General features: G+C 26.5%; 15 protein-coding genes. 13 read left to right on the top strand and 2 right to left on the bottom strand.

Annotated elements, in window-relative coordinates:
* Positions 1-2: 2 nt before the first annotated feature.
* Positions 3-3,380, bottom strand: a complete 3,378-nt coding sequence (locus tag AAQM_RS10025) for an ABC transporter substrate-binding protein (RefSeq protein WP_171920711.1) — start codon at positions 3,378-3,380, stop codon at positions 3-5.
* A 112-nt stretch (positions 3,381-3,492) separates the two neighbouring features.
* On the opposite strand from AAQM_RS10025, the gene AAQM_RS10020 reads away from it, so the two are divergent.
* On the top strand, positions 3,493-4,029 hold the full coding sequence (locus AAQM_RS10020) for a hypothetical protein (RefSeq protein WP_129095150.1): 537 nt from the start codon (positions 3,493-3,495) through the stop codon (positions 4,027-4,029).
* Between the two features lie 8 nt (positions 4,030-4,037).
* Positions 4,038-4,766: a hypothetical protein gene (locus AAQM_RS10015; protein WP_129095149.1), complete on the top strand. Its 729-nt coding sequence runs from the start codon at positions 4,038-4,040 to the stop codon at positions 4,764-4,766.
* On the opposite strand, the gene AAQM_RS10010 is transcribed toward AAQM_RS10015, so the two are convergent.
* Positions 4,763-5,086 carry a hypothetical protein gene (locus AAQM_RS10010; protein ID WP_129095148.1) on the bottom strand — a complete coding sequence of 108 codons (324 nt, stop codon included), beginning with the start codon at positions 5,084-5,086 and terminating at the stop codon, positions 4,763-4,765. The two genes, AAQM_RS10015 and AAQM_RS10010, sit on opposite strands and share 4 nt — an antisense overlap.
* An 84-nt stretch (positions 5,087-5,170) precedes the next feature.
* On the opposite strand from AAQM_RS10010, the gene AAQM_RS10005 reads away from it, so the two are divergent.
* The 11 genes from AAQM_RS10005 to AAQM_RS09955 all read left to right on the top strand — a co-directional run bounded on the left by AAQM_RS10005 (position 5,171) and on the right by AAQM_RS09955 (position 18,939).
* Positions 5,171-6,076: a radical SAM/SPASM domain-containing protein gene (locus AAQM_RS10005; RefSeq protein ID WP_228254519.1), complete on the top strand. Its 906-nt coding sequence runs from the start codon at positions 5,171-5,173 to the stop codon at positions 6,074-6,076.
* 5 nt (positions 6,077-6,081) lie between these two features.
* Positions 6,082-6,882, top strand: a complete 801-nt coding sequence (locus AAQM_RS10000) for an EI24 domain-containing protein (RefSeq protein ID WP_129095147.1) — start codon at positions 6,082-6,084, stop codon at positions 6,880-6,882.
* A complete protein-coding gene (locus AAQM_RS09995; RefSeq protein ID WP_164967045.1) occupies positions 6,863-7,576 on the top strand; it encodes a glycerophosphodiester phosphodiesterase family protein in 714 nt (237 codons plus the stop codon). The genes AAQM_RS10000 and AAQM_RS09995 overlap by 20 nt, the downstream gene beginning before the upstream one ends.
* Positions 7,577-7,919: 343 nt before the next feature.
* Positions 7,920-12,356 carry a glutamate synthase large subunit gene (gene gltB / locus AAQM_RS09990; RefSeq protein WP_129095145.1) on the top strand — a complete coding sequence of 1,479 codons (4,437 nt, stop codon included), beginning with the start codon at positions 7,920-7,922 and terminating at the stop codon, positions 12,354-12,356.
* A 3-nt stretch (positions 12,357-12,359) separates the two neighbouring features.
* A complete protein-coding gene (locus tag AAQM_RS09985) occupies positions 12,360-13,736 on the top strand; it encodes a glutamate synthase subunit beta (protein ID WP_129095144.1) in 1,377 nt (458 codons plus the stop codon).
* A 3-nt stretch (positions 13,737-13,739) separates the two neighbouring features.
* Positions 13,740-14,492, top strand: coding sequence for an inositol monophosphatase family protein (locus tag AAQM_RS09980; RefSeq protein WP_129095143.1), 753 nt, complete (start codon positions 13,740-13,742; stop codon positions 14,490-14,492).
* A 43-nt stretch (positions 14,493-14,535) separates the two neighbouring features.
* Positions 14,536-14,790: a YfhL family 4Fe-4S dicluster ferredoxin gene (locus AAQM_RS09975; protein ID WP_014475006.1), complete on the top strand. Its 255-nt coding sequence runs from the start codon at positions 14,536-14,538 to the stop codon at positions 14,788-14,790.
* Entirely contained in the window at positions 14,790-16,259 is a 1,470-nt protein-coding gene (locus tag AAQM_RS09970) for a Ppx/GppA phosphatase family protein (RefSeq protein ID WP_129095142.1), read from the top strand. The genes AAQM_RS09975 and AAQM_RS09970 overlap by 1 nt, the downstream gene beginning before the upstream one ends.
* Positions 16,256-17,269, top strand: a complete 1,014-nt coding sequence (waaC, locus tag AAQM_RS09965; RefSeq protein ID WP_129095141.1) for a lipopolysaccharide heptosyltransferase I — start codon at positions 16,256-16,258, stop codon at positions 17,267-17,269. Before AAQM_RS09970 ends, waaC begins: the two co-directional genes overlap by 4 nt.
* Positions 17,253-18,170 (top strand): LpxL/LpxP family acyltransferase, encoded by a 918-nt coding sequence (locus AAQM_RS09960; RefSeq protein ID WP_129095140.1) that lies wholly within the window; start codon positions 17,253-17,255, stop codon positions 18,168-18,170. The genes waaC and AAQM_RS09960 overlap by 17 nt, the downstream gene beginning before the upstream one ends.
* Complete coding sequence (locus AAQM_RS09955) at positions 18,163-18,939, top strand: BUD32 family EKC/KEOPS complex subunit (protein WP_171920710.1); 777 nt, start codon at positions 18,163-18,165, stop codon at positions 18,937-18,939. The genes AAQM_RS09960 and AAQM_RS09955 overlap by 8 nt, the downstream gene beginning before the upstream one ends.
* The last annotated feature ends 6 nt before the right edge of the window (positions 18,940-18,945 follow it).

The following is an 18,945-nucleotide window of genomic DNA, read 5'->3' as shown; positions in this document are numbered from 1 at the left end:
AATTATAAATCTATAACTATTTTAAATTCAACACCTATTTCAGTTTGATTCTCAAATTCAAATGATACATTTTTAGCATCAATTTTTCCATTTATTCCATCTGTTATTAGTTTATAAGTCATATGAAGTCCAAGTCCTGTGCCTTGTGATTTATGTTTTGTTGTAAAGTATGGTTCATATATTTTTGAGATTATGTTTTGTGGAATCCCTTGTGCATTATCTTTTATTTTTATAATTACTTGATTATTTTGTTTTTGAGTTTTTATGAAAAATAGTGGATTTTCTTGATTTGTCTCTTCATAAGCATCTTTTGAGTTATTAAAAATATTTATAAAACATTGAATTAATTCATTTGGATAACCATCAATAAAAATATCATCATCTAAATCCAAAATCATTCTTATATTTGAGTTTTTTATAGAGGACTCTATTAAGTGGATAAAATTGGTTATTGTTGAACTTAGATTATAGTTTTGTAAATTTCTATCACCTTTTATAAAGTTTTTGAAATCATTTATTGTTTCTGATAGATATTGAGCATTTTTATTTATCAAATCCATATTTAAGATAAGTTCTTTATCACTTAATGTATCAAACTCTTTTTGAAGTTTTACGCCAGTTGCAAGGGTTGATATAACAGATAGTGGTTGTCTCCATTGGTGAGCGATATTACTTATCATTTCACCCATAGAGGCTAGTTTATCAGTTTTAAATAGTTTTTCTTGAATCAATCTATTCTTTTCAACTTCTTCTTTGATTTTAAGTTCAAGATTTTTATTTAAGTTATGTAATTCATCTCTTTTTCGTTTTAAACTTTGATTTGAACTTTCCAGTTGTCTAGTTCTTTTTATAACTTCTTTTTGAAGATGATTGTTTGAGTGTTTAAGTAAATATTGTCTATATAAAAAGAAAAAAATCAATATAGAAGTTAGAACAAAAAATACCCAAAAATATGTATAATCAGCAGCCTCTTGATATTTTATTGATACCCATTTATTTACAATAGTTTGGATTTCATTCGAAGTTATTTGCTCAATTGCTTTATTTAATATTTCAACTAAAATTTCTTCATCTTTTATAACACCAATTCTCAAAAAATTTTCATAATTTTTGGGTTGATGTAAAATTTTTAGATTAAATAGACCTTGTTCTTTTATGGTGTAAGCTGTGATAATCAAAGAACGAAGTGTTAAATCAGCTTTTTTTTGTTCAACTAAAGTAAAAGCTTCTTCTTCAGAATTTACAGGAATTATCATCATATTTGGAAAATCTTTTTCAAATCTTTCATACATAGCTGTACCTTTTGGTAAAGCTATAGAGGCTTTTACTTTTGATAAATCTTTTATTTCATTTGTTTCTATTCTTCCTACTATTACATTTGGATCTTTAAAGATAGTATTAGTGAAATTTAACCATTTTTTTCTTTTTGGAGTTTCATTTAAAAAACTTAAAATATCACATTTTTTATTTTTTGAGAATTCAAGACTCTCTTCCCAAGTTTTTGTAGGGATAAGTTTTATATCAATATTTAGTTTTTTTGAAATAATAGCGATTAAATCAGCAGCAATTCCTTCATGTTCTTTATTTTCATTTATTTTTTCAAAAGGCTCCCAGTCTGGGTCAACGCACATAGTAATCTCTTTTTTATTATTTAAATAGCTTTGTTCTATCTGTGTTAGATAGATGTTCGAACTATTTAGGTAAACCTTTTCATCCATCCATTTCTTTTTTAGCTTAAATAGTTCTTCTTCTGTTACCTTTGCTTTTGCTTTTTCTAGGATATCCCTTAAAATTTCATTGTTTTTATTTGTTGCTAAATGCATCTCTAAATTGAATCTTTTATCTTTTATCTCAAAAGCTGGTTTTAGATTTGAAATTAAATTGTTTTGAATATAATAACTTCCAACAGCAAAATTATCAATAGCTCCATCTGCTTCATCAAATGCTACTTTTTTTAAAGCTTCAATACTATCTTCAGCAACCAATAGTTTTATGTTAGGATAGTATTTTTTTAATAATTCTTCTTCATAAAAAGCTTTTATTACAGCTACTGTTTTTCCATCAAAATCATCTAAATTTTTAAGATTTGAATTTTTTTTTGTAAAAACTGTATCTATTGATTTTGTATAATTTGTTGTAAAATTAAAGAATTCTTCCCTTTGAGGTGTTTTAGCAATATTTAACATCACATCAATTTCATTGTTTTTTAGTTTTTCTATATACTCATCCCAGCTAAAACCTGAAATATATTCTACTTGTATTCCAAGTTTTGAGGCTAAAAGATTCATATAATCAATAGAAAAACCCTTTGGTGTTTGATTTGTATTGTAGTTGTATGGTGGCCAATTTGATTCATTGTGAACTTTTATTTTTGGATTGTTTTTTAGATACTCTTTTTCATTTTTATTTAATTCAACTATAGAATGATAACCCTTTTTTTGATAATACCCATTCAATAAATCAGTAATTTTTAAGTTTTTGTCAACTAAACCAAGATTTGTATACATGTCAGCATTTAGTTTTATTAACTCAGGAGCTATTGCTCCTATTTTAAATATGTTTGTTTTGAATATCTGCTCTGTTTGATTTGCTTCATATAATAAAGCTTCTTTTGTTTTTCTTTTTGAATATTTGTTATATATTAAATCTACTATCTCTTCTTTATTGTTAAAGGCATACTCCCAACCTTTATTTGTAGCATTTACAAAATCCTCTACCATCTTTGGATGTTTGTTTATTGTGTCCTCGCTTGTAAATAACTCAACATCATAAGAGTATATTCCAAAATTAGCAGGATTTAAAATATTGTAATTAACTCCAAGCTTGTCTAGCTCGTAAGGTTGAGAAGTAGTAAATATGCTCATAGCATCAACTTCTCCATTTATGAACTTTTCAATTTGATAATCGTGTAAAACTAAATCATAATCGTTCTTGTTAATGCCAAAATCTTTTAACATAACTCCTAAACTAGTATGACCCATTTCCCAATCTAAAGCCATAATTTTTTTGTTTTTTAAATCATTTGGAGATTTAATTTCAGGTTTGGTAACTAAAGCAAGAGCATTTTGCTTGAAATAAGAAGCGATTAAAACAATAGGTTTGTTGTTGAGCCTTTCTAAAATTAAAGCAGAAGAAGAGATACCAAAAGTAGATTTGCCATTTAAGACGTCTTGAGAAATGTTAATGCCATCATGAAACTCTTTGATTTCAAGGTCAATACCAATGTCTTCATAATAACCTTTTTCAATAGCAGTATAAAAACCAGCAAATTCAAACTGATGTTTCCATTCTAGTTGTAGGGTTACTTTTTGAGTATTGGCTAAAATAGATTGACATAAAATAGTGCATAATATTAAAAATTTTAATAGAGTTTTTTTCATTATGTTTCTCAAAATTAAGTAAATTTACTTTTTTATAATATCATAACATAATTTCATAATAATATTAAAAACTATTTTGGATAGAATACAACAAATTTAACAAAGGAATTTCATGAGTGATAGATTACATGAGATTATTGGAGAAATAGGTGTATTACACAATACACTAATTGAAAATGGAAAAATAAATAATTCAAATGAAGTTTTCCAAGTTTTGAAAAATTATCCAACAGATGTAAAAAAACATTATTTAAATCTTTTATTACAGTATTATTTTCAAAATAATGACTTGAAAAATCTAAAAGAGTTACTTTTAGCAGGTGCTAAATTTGATATAAGATTTGAAGATGTAAAGGCAGCATTTTTAAATATCAAATCAAAAGAATTAAATGTCATAGAGTTTATGGAAGAGAGTATTGTTTTTATAAAAGATAGTGATATTTCTAATAATTTAGAAAAAATGTATGAATATTTTCATAGTGATTCTTCTTTACAAGAGTTTTTAGAAAAAGGTGTAGAAATTATAAAAAGAAATAGATATATTTGTGCTCATTGTTATAAAAATCAAAACACAAAATATTCAGAGTTTTTCTTGAATAAAGATTTATTAGAATCTCTAAAAAGAGATTTGCCTTATTTATTAAACTAAGAGTTTAGATGCCAAGTTTTGAATTAGTCGTTCCTGAGAGTTTTTTATTTATTCCTGCAAATTTATCATTTATCTCTTTTTGTTTTTTTATAAGTTTTTTATTATCAAGAATACTTAAAAGTAATATAGTGTTTTTTGTACTTTTGATATCTTTATTGAGTATTGCTTATTATGATATTTTTGTGAAATATACAATTAGAAACTATTACTCTTTTGTAAAAATGGATTCGCAAATTTATGCAAAAACTCCAAAAAATTCTGAGTTTAAAATAGATAGTCTATCAATGATAGGAGTTTATATTCATCCTTTGAAATATGCTACAAATTTAACTGAAACAGAAATAGAAGATATAAAAGAATTACATGAGCATTATGTAGAAAAATTCATAGATATTTCAACTTACTCTTATAAATTTAATAGATATATTTTAAATAATGAACGAGTATATTTAAATGGTAATTTTCCATCTCCAAAAGAAGAAACAGCAAGATTTGAAGTTACAAAAAAATTAGTTGAGACATTTTTACCAAAGATTTACGGAAAATATGAATATAAATTTGTTGATAAACAGACAAATATAGTTTTAGCAACAGCTTTTAATATCTTTTTTGTAACAAGTAATGATAAATTTAGAAATAGATACTTATATTGGAATCCTCAAAAAGAGGAAGATTTTAATCTTCCTGCTATTCAGAATTTTGATTTTATTTATAAAAAAGTTTTAATAGATAATTAGATAAAACTTCCCATTTCATCTCCTAAGTATTCATCAATTTTTTTGATGAATACTTCAAAAGATTTAGAACCTGTTTTATTAAAAACAACAATCTCTTCACCAAAATCATTTTGAATAAGATGTTCTTGTTTTAAAACTTTTTTATATAGTTCTTGTAAATCATCATCACTTTCATCTTTGTTGAATAAAAACCAATTTGCCGTAGAATCTTCAATTCTTATAAGTCCATAAGTTTTTTTCTCATCAACATAGTCTTGAATAGTTCCATTTTCAAATCTAGCACCTACAACTAAATCATTTTCATTTAAAATCATTTCCATATTTTGCCCTTATATTTGCTTTTTGGATTATAGTCAAACAGAAGTTAGCAAAAGATTAGTTTTTATGAACTATTAGATACAATTTTGAAAATTTTTAAAGGAAGTATTATAAAAAAATTTAAAAAAGTACATATTGAAATAACCAATATTTGTAATCTAAAATGTACATTTTGCCCTCCCAAAATATCTCCTAGTGCAACTATGAGTTTAGAAAAATTTGAGAGTTTAAATGCTCAACTTAAACCATATACAAAAGAGTTGGCTTATCATATTGTTGGCGATCCATTAGTGCTGACAAATTTAAATGAGTATTTGAATATTAGTTTAAAATATGATTTAAAAGTTAATATTACAACAACTGCGAATAATATAAATGAAAAACACTATTTATCACTTATGAATCTAACAATCAAACAAATAAATTTTTCAATCAACTCTTATAATGCAAATAGTCATAAAAAATCACTTGATGAGTATTTAAATCCTATTTTAAATTTTGTAAAATTTGCTCAAAAACAAAACCATGAATATTTTATAAACTTTAGAATTTGGAATTTAGATGAAGAAAAAAGTGCAAAAGAGTTTAATAAAAAAGTTTTTGACAAAATAAATGAAACTTTTGAAATAAATATAAATATTGATGAAGTTTATAAAGAAAAACCTAAAAATATAAGAATTGCTAGAAAAATATTTTTTAATTTTGACGAGTATTTCTCTTGGCCATCTTTAAAAAATGAGATAGTTTCAAAGACTGGATTTTGTTATGGTTTGGATTCTCATTTTGGTATTTTAGCAAATGGTGATGTAATTCCTTGTTGTTTAGACCAAAATGCTTGTATAAAACTTGGAAATACAAATAATACACAACTAAAAGATATATTAAATTCAAAAAGAGTTTTGGATATTCAAAAAGGTTTTAAACAAAATATTTTAGTTGAAGAACTTTGTCAAAAGTGTGAATATCGAACAAGATTTGATAAAAAGGATTGATAATAATGAACGAAATAGAAATAATACTTAAAAGTATAAAGGACTTTTTTACAAGTTCTATGTTAAAAATTGCCTTAGTTCCTTTGATTGTAACGATGATTATTTTATATATGATGTTTTTTGCAGCAGCTGATTTTGGGATTTCAAGCCTGCAAGAAATAGCAGCAGCTTCACAAAATGGACAAGAAGTTGTGATTGATGAAAATGCTCCATTTTATTTTGTTTGGGCTACTTATTTCATCGTTTTTTTATTTAAATATTCTTTTACTTCTTGGATAGCAGGATTTTTACTTTATACAATAGGGACAATTATTATTTTACAAGCTTCTATTATTTTAACTATTGTAATAATTGGATTTTTAACTCCTATGATTTTAGGAATTTTACATAAAAGATATTATTCTCATTTAAAACTTGAAGGTTATGGAACAATTTCTTTATCTGTTTGGGTTTTATTTAAAAGTGTTTTTATGATGATTCTTTTATTTGTACTTTTGATTCCTGTCTATTTTGTACCTGTTATAAACGTGTTTGCACTTGCTTTACCACTTTATTATTTTTTCCATAAACTTCTAAATTTTGATGTTAGCTCAACTATCTTAAATAAGGAACAATACAAAATTATTTATAAAAAAGAAGCAAATAATTTTAGGCTTAGAACACTTTTTTTATATATAATTTCTATGATTCCTTTTGCTACACTATTTAGTGCTGTTTATTTTATAATTTATTTAGGACATTCTTATTTTATAAAACTCGACCAACTCGTAAAGTATGGACAAAAAGATGAGCAAATCACAGATTAAGTTAATAGCTCATCGAGGATTACATAAAAATAGAGAAATACCAGAAAATTCCCTATTAGCTTTTAAAAAAGCAATCGAAAAAAACTACTCTATAGAATTTGATATAAATATTACAAAAGATGAGCAAATAGTAGTTTTTCATGATGAGGATTTAAAAAGAGTTTGTAATATAGATAAAAAAATAGAAGAGGTAGATTATGATTTTTTACGAAATCTCTCTCTTTTTGATACAAAGGAAAAAATACCTTTATTGAAAGAAGTTTTGACTTTAATAGATTTAAAAAAAGATATTTCTTTGATAATAGAGATAAAAAAACATAAAAATATTGGAGTTTTAGAAAAATTTTTACTTGAGATGTTAGATTTTTATAAAATAGATTATTTTATTTGCTCCTTTCAAACAGATATTTTATTTTGGTTTAGAAAAAATAGAAAAGATTTAAAAATAGGTTTGATATTTGAAAAAGTACCAAAAAAATTTGAAAAATATGAAAATCTGATTTTTTTGTATAAATATTTAAAAATAAAACCAGATTTTATCTCTTTAGATTATAAATTATTTGAAAGTAAAATATTTAATTTTTGCAAAAATAAAAATTTAGAAATTCTAATTTGGACAGTAAGAAAAAATAACCAATATAATAAAATATATACAAAAATAAGTGGAGTTATATTTGAAAATATTACTCTTTAGTATTTCTATCTTGGATTTTCTTTGTAAAATATGCTAATAAAATCACTGTAAAAGTGATTATTAAAAAAGAAAAAATCTCAGATTCTAGTGTGTTCATCTCTCTCCTTAGTTTATTTTTATTCTATCTAAATTCCAATAAATATCTAAAAAATCTTAGTTTATGAAAAAATTAACAATTGTATAAAATATATACAATAAAGCCAAAATTAATCAAAAATAATGTTGTATAATTATTCTAGCAAAAATGCGATATTCTAGGGGTTTAACTATATTTAAACTTATTTATAGTATATTTTTTTACTTAACAAATAGGATAGAAGAAAGATTAATATAAAGGAAAATGATGGGGTGCAATTTAGACTTACTAACTTCTTTTAAAGATAATTGTGGGTTTGGTTTAGTAGCAGATTTAAGAAATCGACCAAGTCATAAAAATTTAGAAGATGCAATAACTTCACTTGAAAGAATGATGCACAGAGGTGCAGTAGCAGCCGATGGAAAAACTGGAGATGGTTCTGGTTTATTATTATCAATGCCCGATTCATTTATGAGAAAAATTGCAACACAAAAAGGTGTTGATTTACCAGAAATTTATGCTGTTGCAATGATTTTTTCAAGAGATTTAGAAGATATAAATACATTTAAAGAGTATTGTGAAATAAATGATTTAAAAGTTATTCTTACAAGAACAGTGCCTGTTGATACAGATGCTTTAGGACAACAAGCTTTAGATAGTTTGCCAAATATTGTACAAGTGTTTGTTGTACCAAATACTTTAATGTCATCAAAAAGATTTGATGCAATGCTTTATTTGACAAGAAAAGAGTGTGAACATAAATTAATAGATAAAAAAGATTTTTATATACCTACATTTTCATCTAAAGTTATTGCCTACAAAGGGCTAATAATGCCTACTCATATTAGAAAATTTTATATTGATTTAAGAGATGAAGATTTTAAAATTTCTTTTTCTTTATTTCATCAAAGATTTTCTACAAATACTCTTCCTTTATGGAGATTAGCACAACCATTTAGAGCGATAGCTCACAATGGAGAGATAAACTCTGTTGAAGCGAATAGATTTAATGTAGAAGTAAAATCAGGACAATTAAAATCAGAAATTTTCTCAGATGAAGAGATGAAAAGATTATTACCAATTTTACAACCAATTGGTTCGGATTCTACGTCTTTAGATAATATGTTTGAGTTTTTAATAGTAAATGGAGTGGATTTTTTCAAAGCTGCACGTGCTTTAATTCCAGCACCATGGCAAAATTCTCCTCACATGGATTCTAGTTTAAGAGCGTTTTATGAGTATACAGCAACTGCGATGGAAGCATGGGATGGACCTGCTGCTGTATCTTTAACAGATGGAAGACATATTGGATGTTTGATTGACAGAAATGGATTAAGACCTTCTAAATATGTAATTACAAAAGATGATAAATTATATATTACATCTGAGTATGGAACACTAAATATTGAAGATAGTAATATTTTAGAAAGAGGAAGATTACAATCAGGACAGATGATTGCACTTGACCTTAAACATGGAAAAATTCTAAAAGAGCAAGATATTAATGATTATTTAAAATCATCACAACACTATTCTACTTGGTTAAATGATGATATGGATTATATTCAAGAATATATCGAAGATACATTTTTAAATGTAAAAGATTATAAGCCAGAAAATTTAGATAAAAAACAAAAATATTTTAATATAACTTATGAAGTATTAGACCAAGTAATCGAGCCTATGGCAAAAGATGGAAAAGAACCAGTTGGTTCTATGGGTGATGATACTCCATTGGCATGTTTTTCAAATGTAAATAGAAATTTTACTGATTTCTTTAGACAAAAATTTGCACAAGTTACAAATCCACCAATTGACCCATATAGAGAAAAAGTAGTTATGTCTTTAGAAACAGGTTTTGGAAAAGTTCATAATATTTTAGATGAAAAACCAGAATATGCAAGAAGATTAAAAGTAACAAGTCCTATTTTAATGAAAGAAAAATATGATATTTTATACTCTTTTGGAGATGAAAAGTCACCAAGATATGACAGTTATTACAAAAATAGAACTTTCTCAACAACTTTTAAAACAAATTTAAAAGCAGCATTAGAGACTTTAGCTTCTTATGTAATTAAAGCAGTAAAAGAAGATGGAGTTTCTGTAGTTATTTTAGATGATAGAAACATAAATGAAAATGAAAAAGTTATTCCTATGGCTATGGCTATTGGATATATAAATCAGAAATTATTAAAAGCAGAAGTAAGACATAATGCTTCATTGGTAGCTGTAACTGGTGAAGTATATGATCCACACATGTCTGCTGTTTTAATAGCATTTGGATGTACGGCAATATATCCATATATGATGTATGCATCGACAGTTTCTTTTTTCCAAAGAGAAAAACCAAGTAAATATGAGATGCAAAAATATTTAAAGAATACTCAAAAATCAGTAAATGCTGGTTTATTAAAAATCATGTCAAAAATGGGTATCTGTACAATAGCTTCTTATAGAAATTCAGGATTGTTTGATGTTGTTGGTTTAAGTGATGAAATTGTAAATGACTGTTTTACAGGAGCTCATAGTGAATTAGCTGGGTTAACTTATGCTGATATTGAGCAAAGAATTGATAAATCACATCATAATGCATTTAAAGAAGAAAATTCTATTTTCCCACTTGATTTAGGAGGATTTTATAAATACTCAAATGGTGGTGAATATCATGATTATGGTCCAGCTACTACAAAAGCAATGCATAATAAAACTGCAACAACAAAAGAAGAATTAACAGATTTTGATGGTTTAAGAGAGCTTGTAGCAAACAGAGATAAAAAATTTATTAGAGATTTTTTAGAGTTTAATTCAGATAGAAAACCAATAAATGTAAATGAAGTAGAATCAAAAGAGGATATTTTCAAAAGATTTGCAACAGCTGCTATGAGTTTAGGTTCAATTTCACCAGAGGCTCATGAAGCAATGGCTATTGCTATGAATACAATTGGTGGTATGAGTAACTCAGGTGAAGGTGGAGAAGATTCAAAAAGATTTGGAACGATTAGAAACTCTAAAATCAAACAAGTTGCATCAGGAAGATTTGGGGTAACTCCAGCATATTTAAGAAGTGCTGAAGAGTTACAAATCAAAGTAGCACAAGGTGCAAAACCAGGTGAAGGTGGACAATTACCAGGGCATAAAGTAACAGGACTAATTGCAACACTTAGACACACAGTTGCAGGTGTTACTTTAATTTCACCACCACCACACCATGATATTTATTCTATTGAAGATTTAGCACAGTTGATTTTTGACTTAAAACAGATAAATCCATTGGCTAAAATCACAGTTAAACTTGTATCTTCAATTGGTGTTGGAACAATTGCAGCAGGAGTTGCAAAAGCTTATGCTGATAAAATTATTATTTCAGGTGGAGATGGTGGAACAGGAGCTGCCCCTTTAACATCTATCAAACACGCTGGAAATCCATGGGAGATGGGACTTTCTGAAGCTCATAATGCTTTAAAAGCAAACCATTTAAGAGAGTTTGTTCATGTTCAAACAGATGGAGGATTAAAAACAGGTCTTGATGTTGTAAAAGCTGCAATGTTAGGTGCTGAATCTTATGCCTTTGGAACAGCTTCTTTAACATTACTTGGATGTAAAATTTTAAGAATTTGTCATACAAATAAATGTTCTGTTGGGGTTGCAACTCAAGATGAAACATTAAGAGACCACTTTACAGGAACAGTTGAAAGATTGATTTCTTACTTCACATTTATTGCTGAAGATGTAAGAAATATTCTTGCAAGTTTAGGTTATAAAACAATTGAAGAGATTGTTGGAAGAAGTGATTTATTAAAAGTTATTGATGACAAATTTGCACAAAAATTTGATTTCCAAAATATTTTAAGAAGAGTTGATGGAATTGATACTTGTCAAAAAGAGACAAATGCTCCTTTTGATGATAATAAATTTGAAAAAGAGTTATTGAAAAAAGTTCACAGAACTATAGAAAATCCAAGCTCACCTGTAAAAGTAAGTGCTGAAATATCTAACTTAAATAGAAGTTTTGGTGCTTTAATTTCAGGAGAAATAGCAAGATTTTATGGGGATAAAGGTTTACCTGAAAACTCTATTACAATCAATTTAAAAGGAATTGCGGGTCAATCTTTTGGAGCATTCTTATCAAAAGGTATGAATTTATATCTTGATGGTGCTGCAAATGACTATGTTGGAAAAGGTATGAATGGTGGGAAAATCATCATAAATCCAGTACATCAAGGAAAAAATTTCGCAGGAGCTGGAAATACTTGTTTATATGGTGCTACAGGTGGAAAACTATATGTTAGAGCAACTGTAGGAGAAAGATTTGCTGTTAGAAATTCAGGATGTACAACGGTTGTAGAAGGAACAGGAGATAATGCTTGTGAATATATGACAGGTGGAATTGCTGTAATTTTAGGAAATACTGGTATTAATTTTGGAGCTGGTATGACAGGTGGTTTAGCATTTGTTTATGACCCTGAAAAAACATTTGTTGATAAAATGAATCAAGAATTAATAGAATCAGTAAGAATTGATACAGATGATACAGAAAGAGAGAGATTATTCTTAAAAAGATTATTACTTGATTATTTACATGAAACTGAAAGTGAAATGGCAGAAGATATTTTACAAAATTTTAGAGCAGAAATTAGAAACTTCTGGATGGTAAAACCAAAAAATATGACTGTATTACCATTAGATCCAGACAAGGGAGATTAAGAGATGTTAAATTTTACAAAATTCGAAAGAATTAATCCTGAAAAAAGAGATGTACTTCAAAGATTAAAAGATTTTGATGAGGTATATCAAGTATTTACAAAGCAAAGAGCAACAGAACAAGCTGATAGATGTATGCAATGTGGAGATCCATATTGTCATACTGGTTGTCCATTAGGAAATTATATTCCAGCATGGTTAAAACAAACAGCTATTAAAAATCCTGATTTAGCTTTTGCTTTATCAAATGAAACATCTCCTTTCCCTGAAATCTTAGGAAGAATTTGTCCTCAAGATGTACTTTGTGAAGGTGCTTGTTCTTTAAATACAGGTCATGGTGCTATTTCTATTGGAGCTATTGAAACACATATTTCAGAAGATGCATTTGAAAAAGGTATGAAACCTAAATTTGCTCAAGAAAAAAATGATAAAAGAGTAGCTATTATTGGTTCAGGACCTTCAGGAATTTCAGCAGCAACTTTTTTATTAAGAAAAGGTTTTGAAGTTGAAATGTTTGAAAGAGCGGATAGAGCAGGTGGTCTTTTAATGTATGGAATACCTGGATTTAAGCTTGATAAAACAACAGTTGATAGAAGAATAAACTGGTTATTAGAAGCTGGAATGAAACTTCATTTAAATTGTGAAATTGGTCGTGATAAGTCAATCTCTGAATTAGAAAAAGAATTTGATGCAATTTACTTAGGAATAGGTGCAACTGCTAGTAATAAAGTGAAAATAGATGGAGAAGATGCTTCTAATGTACATTTTGCAATTGATTTTTTAACGGGGATTCAAAAAAGAAATCTTGGAAATAAAAATGTTGAGTATATTGATGTTAGAGATAAAAAAGTAGTTGTTATTGGTGGTGGAGATACTGCTATGGACTGTGTTAGAACTTCTGTTAGAGAAGGTGCTTTAAGTGTTAAATGTCTTTACAGAAGAGATGAAAAAAATATGCCAGGAAGTAAAAAAGAGGTTGTTAACGCAAAAGAAGAGGGTGTTGAGTTTGTATTTAATGTAAGCCCAAAATCTATAAAAGTTGAAAATAACCAAGCTATTGCAGTTGAATTACTTGAAACTTCTATGAGTGAGCCTGACTCTTCAGGAAGACAAAAAGTTGTAATAAATCAAGGAAGTGAATATTTTGAAGATGCTGATATAGTGATTTTAGCACTTGGATTCTCTCCTGAAGTTCCAGCATTTTTAAAAGAATTAAATGTTGAAACAAATTCATGGGGTGGAGTTGTGATTGACTCTTCTTATAAAACTTCAAATAAAAAAGTATATGCAGGTGGAGATTGCCAAAGAGGAGCACACTTAGCTGTTACTGCTGCTGTTGATGGAAGAGAAGCAGCAAAAGCAATAATAAAAGATTTATTGTAAAAAATGAAAAATATTACAGCCTTGTATAAAAAAGCTTTTATAGAGGCTGTAATACTTGCAAATAAAGAACTTTTTGACTATATAAATAATAATCTATCTTTAAATGATTTTGAATATACAAATATCACTGGTTTTGGTGGTGATAATTCTTTAAAGATAGATTTAATTGCTGAAAATATATTTATAAAACATCTAGAAAAATTTGGAAATATATACTCAGAAGAGTGTGGTTTCAGAAATCAAAATAAAGATTTTACAATTATAATTGATCCACTTGATGGAAGTAATAATTTTTATTCAAAATTACCTTATTATGGAACTTCTATTGCATTAAAAAAAGATGAAAAAATAGTTGCTGGTTTTGTTACTAATTTAGCTACTGGAGCTATTGTGTATAGAGCATTTGAAGACGAAGTTAAATATTTTTCATTATTGCAAATGAAAGAGTTTAATTCATTTTTCATTGAAAAAAGCAAAATAGCAGTTTTTGAAAGAGCTTATGAATATCCCGATATTTGTAAAAAATTAAATGAAAATAGAATAAAATTTAGAAGTTTAGGTGCAGTTGCTTTGTCTTTAAGTGATGCTATAAATTATAATTTTGTTTTACATGCTGGAAAAATAAGAGAATTTGATGTGGAAGCTGCTTTATATATATGTAAAAATTTATATATTTACAGAACAGAAAAGTTTTTGTTTATATCAAAAAGTGAAGAAAATTATAAGCTAATTAAAGAAATTATTAATCAATTTTAGGTTATAACTCCAACACAATTAAATTACAATAGGAAGAAATTATATGTCTTTAATGATTACTGATGAATGTATCGCATGTGATGCATGTAGAGAAGAGTGCCCAAATTATGCTATCGAAGAGGGTGATCCAATTTATGTAATTGATCCTGATAGATGTACAGAGTGTGTTGGACATTATGAAGAGCCACAATGTGTTGAAGTTTGTCCGGTAGACTGTATCATAATAGATCCAGATAACGAAGAGACAATGGAAGAGTTAAAGTTCAAATATGAACAACTAATGGAAGAAGAAAATTAATGTCTAAAGTAACAACAATCATTGACATTGGGTCAAACTCAATGAGAATGGTTGTCTTGCAAAAAAGTAGTAGGTTTGCTTTTAATCTTATAAATGAGACTAAAAGTAGGGTTAAAATATCTGAGGGTTGTTATGAAAATAATGGTAATCTTCAAGAAATTCCTATGCAAAGAGCCTATGAATCTTTAAAATCTTTTTTAAATATATCAAATGCACTAAAATCAAGAAAAATTATCTGTGTTGCTACATCAGCTCTTAGAGATGCTCCAAATTCAAATATTTTTATATCAAAAGTCAGAAAAGATTTAGGATTAAATATAAAAGTAATAGATGGTGAAAAAGAAGCATATTATGGTGGAGTTGCAGCTTCAAATTTACTTCATGATGACACTTTTGTAACAGTTGATATTGGAGGTGGTTCTACAGAATTTTCATTTGTAAAAAATGGAAAAATAGAAAAATCTATCTCTTTAAATATAGGAACTGTTAGAATAAAAGAGCTGTATTTTAATAAAAATAATACTGAAGGTGCTAAAAATTATATTTTAGATAATTTAAAAAAGATTTTTGAATTAGATATAGAGATACCTAAAAAAGTTGTTGGTATTGGTGGAAGTATTAGAGCTTTATCAAAAATAGTAATGGCAAAAAAAGAGTATCCTTTAGATATTTTACATGGATTTGCTTATGATGTAAAAGATGAATTGTCTTTTTTTGACAGAATTTCAAGAGCAAAAGATAATGATGATTTAAAATCTTTTGGAGTAAAAAAAGATAGATTTGATACTATAAAAGAAGGCTCTTTTATCTTTAAAACAATTCTTGAAGAACTTAAAATAAATGAAGTTGTAACTTCAGGAGTTGGAGTTAGAGAAGGAGTTTATTTAACAGATTTATTAAGAAATTCAAATCATAAATTTCCTGAAAATTTCAATGTTAGCGTTAGAAGTTTACTCGATAGATTTCAAATAGATGAAAAACAAAGTGCATATCTTGGAAATAATGCAAAAAAAATATTTGATGCTTTAAAACCTTTACATAACTTAGATAATAAATATAGAGGATTATTAGTAATTGCTTCAAAACTTCATTCTATTGGTTCAACTTTGAATTTTTATAAATCAAATGATAATGCTTTTGATTTTATATTAAATGGTTTGAATTATGATTTTTTACATACATCAAGGGTTGTTGTTGCTTATACGATTAAGTTTTCAAAAAAATCTCTACCAACAAGAAGTGATATTTTAGAATATGAAGAACTTCTTCCAAGTTTGAAAATTATGCAATGGATGAGTTTTATGATATCTTTAAATTTTGCAGTAAATCAAGATTTTTCAAGACCAAAAGTAGAATATTTTTTGAATGATGAAACTTTAGAAATTAATCTTTCAAATAAATCTTTTTTGATAGAATCAAATATAGATAAATTAGAAACACCAGAAGATTTAACTGTAAAGATTTTATAATGAAAAAAATAGCTATCATAAAGCTATCTGCAATGGGTGATATTATTCATGCTATGGTAGCTTTGCAATATATAAAAAAACATTTTCCATCTTTACAAATAGATTGGTTTGTTGAGGGTGCTTTTAGTGGAGTTTTAGAAAATAATCCACATATAAATCAAATAATAAGACTAAATCTAAAAGGTATAAAAAAAGATAAAAAAGAAATTTTTAGTCAGCTTAAACTTGTAAAGCAGCATTCGAAAAACTCTTATGATTTAGTAATTGATGCACAAGGACTTATAAAATCATCTTTAGTTGCTAGATTTTTAGGTAAAAATAGAGCAGGTTTTAGCAAAGATTCTACAAGAGAGAAATTAGCTTCTTTTTTTTATACAAAAAAAATAGATATAGCCTATGATAAAAATGCAATAGAAAGAAATGCAAAGGTTTTATCTTCAAGTTTGGGTTTTGAAATCACAAAAAATGATATTTTAAATAAGGAACCATTTTTATTTTTTAAAAATGAAGATAAGGTTATTTATGATTATCTTGACACAAATAAAAAAAATGTTTTATTTGTAATTGGAGCTAGTTGGCCAAGTAAGATTTACTCTAAAGAAAAATTCGCTAAAATAATAGATAGTTTAGATGAAAATTGTTTACTTACTTGGGGAAATGAAGAAGAAAAACAAAGTGCTTTATTTATAGAAAAAATTTCAAAGGCTAGAGTTTTACCAAAATTGGATTTAAATAGTTTAAAAGCTGTTGTTTCAAAGGTTGATTTAGTAATTGGTAATGATACAGGTCCTACTCATATGGCTTGGGCTTTAAATATTGCTTCTATCACTATTTTTGGAAATACTCCAGGATATAGAAATACTTATCAAACTTCAGTAAATAAAATTATTGAATCAAAGAGTTTAGTAAATCCTTTTAAATTAGATAAAAATGATTTTTCTATAAATGAAATAGATGAAAAAGAGATAGTAAAAATAGCAAAGGAACTTTTATATGAAAAGAAAGATTAAAGATTATTTTCGATATTTTTTATATATTGTTTTTAGATTTATTTTTCTAATAACTCCAAAATTTATAATGAAAAAAATCTTACAATTTCTAGCTTTTTTTGCTTATAAATTTAATAAAAAACATAAACGTATTGCAAAAGCAAATCTTGATTTAGTTTATCAAAACCAAATAGATGAAAAAAGAAAAGAAGAAATTATCTATAACTCTTATAAATCTTTAGTTTTCAATATGTATGAATTTATGGAAAATCAAACTATTTCAAAAGAAGATATGTTTAAAAAAGCAAATATTATAAATGCCGATATAATTAAAAAAGCTCATGATGAAAAAAGAAAAGTTATATATATTACAGCTCATTATGGTGGATGGGAATTGACTTTACCTTATATTGCTTTAATGTTTGGAGAAATAGCTGTAGTAAATAGAAAAATGGATAATCCGCATATTCAAAAACTTTACGCACAAGCAAGAAGTAAAAATAAGATTACAATGCTAGAAAAACAAGTTGCAGCAAAAGGAATGATAAAAGCTTTTAAAGAGAATAAATCAGTTGCTGTTGTAATTGACCAACATATAGGAAGTGGAGTTGATGTTTTATTTTTAGGACAAAAAGATATGGCAACAGATTCAACAGCAAGATTAGCTTTGAAGTTTGATGCTATTATTATTCCTATTTTTACAGTTTGTAATGATTTTAGAGATTATACTATTAACGTAGGTGAAGCTATTGATGTTAAAACTTTAGAGTTTAAAACAGATGATAAAATACAAGAACTAACACAACTTCAAAATGATTTGATTACAAAACAAGTTTTTTTTAAACCTGATTATTGGTTATGGCAACACAAAAGATTTAAAAAATATCACAATGATATTTATAGAAAGGAAAAAAGTGTCTAGTCTGGAAGAAATAGCAAAAAAAGAGTTTCTTTCAAATAGTGCTGAGATTTTTCCAATAGAGTTTGAAAATCAAAGATATTGGATAAAAAGAGCTAGGCAAACTAAAGCAAATAAAATACAAAAATTTTTTTATAGATTTTTCCCACTTGAACTTTTAATACCATCATTAAATAAAACAGCTCTTCAGGCTTTGGATTATGAAACTTCTAAATTAGAAAAATTTAGAAGTTTAGGAATAAACACTCCTAAAGTAGTTTATAAGTGTGATGATTTTTTTGTTTTAGAAGATTGTGGAAATAGTGTAAATGCTTATTTAAGAGATAAAAATATAACTAAAGAAAAGTTTTATGATTTTGTTGAAAAACTTCTTTTTGAATTAGCAAAAATTCATAATCAAAATGAGTTTCATGGTGGAACGCAAATACGAAATTTTACTTATAAAAATGATAATGTTTATGTAATAGATTTAGAAGAGAGTTTTTCAAATAGTACAGATATTGAAACTTTGAAGTTTAGAGATTTTTTATTATTTATTTTATCTTTTGTAAAAATGAAGGAATTATCTTTTGAAGTAGATTATTTTTTTATAATAAACAGATATAAAGAGTTGACAAAAAGTGATGATTTAACACAAAAATTAAGAAATTTTAGTAAAAAGATTTCATTTTTTATTTGGTTGAGTAATGTTTCATTTATAAAAAAAAGGTTAGGAAGTGATGTAAAAAACTTCTTTAAACTTTTTGAGATTTTAAATTCTTTAGAAAAGTAGTTAAAT

The sequence above is a fragment of the Arcobacter aquimarinus genome, assembly GCF_013177635.1.
Taxonomy (GTDB): Bacteria; Campylobacterota; Campylobacteria; order Campylobacterales; family Arcobacteraceae; genus Aliarcobacter; species Aliarcobacter aquimarinus.
This window is presented reverse-complemented; position numbering and strand designations above follow the sequence as displayed.

What these genes read in the sequence shown, in the direction of transcription:
- AAQM_RS10000 (WP_129095147.1), top strand. Translation starts at nt 6,082, where the DNA reads ATGAACGAAATAGAAATAATACTTAAAAGTATAAAGGACTTTTTTACA.
- AAQM_RS09985 (WP_129095144.1), top strand. Translation starts at nt 12,360, where the DNA reads ATGTTAAATTTTACAAAATTCGAAAGAATTAATCCTGAAAAAAGAGAT.
- AAQM_RS10010 (WP_129095148.1), bottom strand. Translation starts at nt 5,086, where the DNA reads ATGGAAATGATTTTAAATGAAAATGATTTAGTTGTAGGTGCTAGATTT.
- AAQM_RS09975 (WP_014475006.1), top strand. Translation starts at nt 14,536, where the DNA reads ATGTCTTTAATGATTACTGATGAATGTATCGCATGTGATGCATGTAGA.
- AAQM_RS09995 (WP_164967045.1), top strand. Translation starts at nt 6,863, where the DNA reads ATGAGCAAATCACAGATTAAGTTAATAGCTCATCGAGGATTACATAAA.
- AAQM_RS09980 (WP_129095143.1), top strand. Translation starts at nt 13,740, where the DNA reads ATGAAAAATATTACAGCCTTGTATAAAAAAGCTTTTATAGAGGCTGTA.
- AAQM_RS10015 (WP_129095149.1), top strand. Translation starts at nt 4,038, where the DNA reads ATGCCAAGTTTTGAATTAGTCGTTCCTGAGAGTTTTTTATTTATTCCT.
- AAQM_RS10020 (WP_129095150.1), top strand. Translation starts at nt 3,493, where the DNA reads ATGAGTGATAGATTACATGAGATTATTGGAGAAATAGGTGTATTACAC.
- AAQM_RS10025 (WP_171920711.1), bottom strand. Translation starts at nt 3,380, where the DNA reads ATGAAAAAAACTCTATTAAAATTTTTAATATTATGCACTATTTTATGT.
- AAQM_RS09960 (WP_129095140.1), top strand. Translation starts at nt 17,253, where the DNA reads ATGAAAAGAAAGATTAAAGATTATTTTCGATATTTTTTATATATTGTT.
- AAQM_RS09970 (WP_129095142.1), top strand. Translation starts at nt 14,790, where the DNA reads ATGTCTAAAGTAACAACAATCATTGACATTGGGTCAAACTCAATGAGA.
- gltB (WP_129095145.1), top strand. Translation starts at nt 7,920, where the DNA reads ATGGGGTGCAATTTAGACTTACTAACTTCTTTTAAAGATAATTGTGGG.